Genomic DNA, 1464 nt, shown 5'->3' with positions numbered 1-1464 from the left:
GGGGTAAGCCCCGGGGAGTGGTGGGAATCGGCTGAGGCATCCGGCCAGGTTCGCAGCGTGTCGTTCCCATTCTGCGGGTGGGCCATCGCGTAGTGATCAACGAGTTACCGACCAAAGTGACTCACAGAAAGCATCTACGCGATGACCCACGACCATTCTGCACTGCTTGCCCAGCTCGACGCGCTCAAGGGCGCCGACAGCGCGAGTGTGTTCGCCGAACTGATCCGCACCGGCCTGCAGGCGCTGATCGAGGCCGAGGCCACCGACAAGCTCGGCGCCGGCCGCTACGAACGCACCGACACCCGCACCACCCATCGCAACGGGCACCGATCCAAGACCCTCTCGACGACCAGTGGTGATGTGGAGGTCAAGATCCCCAAGTTGCGGTCCGGGTCGTTCTTTCCATCCTTGCTGGAGCGACGCCGCCGCATCGACAAGGCTCTCTACGCGGTGGTGATGGAGGCCTACGTGCACGGGGTATCGACTCGCAGCGTGGACGACTTGGTCGGCGCCCTCGGAGTCGACTCCGGGATCTCGAAGTCGGAGGTGTCGCGGATCTGTGCAGGTCTGGACACCGAGATCGCCCGGTTCCGCGAGCGCACGCTGACGCACACGAGCTTTCCGTACGTGTTTCTCGACGCCACCTTCTGCAAGGTCCGGGTCGGTGCGCACGTGGTGTCCCAGGCGTTGGTGGTGGCCACCGGAGTCTCGATCGACGGCAGCCGGGAGGTACTCGGAACCGCCGTCGGGGACAGCGAATCCTACGAGTTCTGGCGCGAGTTCCTCACCAGCCTCAAGGCCCGGGGTCTGTCGGGGGTGCATCTGGTGATCTCCGATGCACACAGTGGCCTCAAAGCTGCGGTGATGCAGCAGTTCGCGGGTTCGTCGTGGCAGAGGTGTCGGGTGCACTTCATGCGCAACCTCCGAGCGGCAGTGGCGGCCAAGCATGTTCCGCCGGTGATGGCTGCGGTCAAGACGATCTTCGCCCACACCGATCCGGTCGAGGTGGCGGCGCAGTGGGATCAGGTCACCGATACCTTCGCCGGGTCGTTTCCGAAGGTCGCGGCGTTGATGGAGTCGGCCAAGCATGATGTACTGGCGTTCACCGCGTTTCCGAAGGCGCATTGGCAAAAAGTCTGGTCCAACAATCCAATTGAGCGGTTGAACAAGGAAATCAAGCGTCGAGCCGATGTGGTGGAGATCTTCCCGAACCCGGCCGCGTTCCTCCGGTTGGCGACCGCGGTGGTCATCGAGCAGCACGACGAGTGGCAGGTTACCCGCCGCTACGTCTCGGACGTGAGTATGGACGAGCTCCGGGCGGTGATCGCTGCGAAGGAACAGGCCACCGAGTCGGTGCTGTCGTTGACCGGCTCGAGCGAAACAGCATAGTATTCACCGCGACTCGTTGATCGCTACGTGTACTGCAGAGCCGATCCGAAGTCCACCACTCCACGGGGCACTATC

At 63.5% G+C, this 1464-nt stretch carries 1 protein-coding gene; it reads left to right on the top strand.

Features of this window, described 5'->3' with window-relative positions; genetic code table 11:
• Positions 1-141 precede the first annotated feature (141 nt).
• Entirely contained in the window at positions 142-1389 is a 1248-nt protein-coding gene (locus ACPCXD_RS22875) for an IS256 family transposase (RefSeq protein WP_423661206.1), read from the top strand.
• Positions 1390-1464: the final 75 nt, after the last annotated feature.

This window comes from Rhodococcus sp. AB351 (genome assembly GCF_049538275.1).
Lineage (GTDB): Bacteria > Actinomycetota > Actinomycetes > Mycobacteriales > Mycobacteriaceae > Rhodococcus.
This window is presented reverse-complemented; position numbering and strand designations above follow the sequence as displayed.

Excerpts from the sequence above, each read along its gene's own strand:
- ACPCXD_RS22875 (WP_423661206.1), top strand. The coding sequence starts at position 142 with ATGACCCACGACCATTCTGCACTGCTTGCCCAGCTCGACGCGCTCAAG.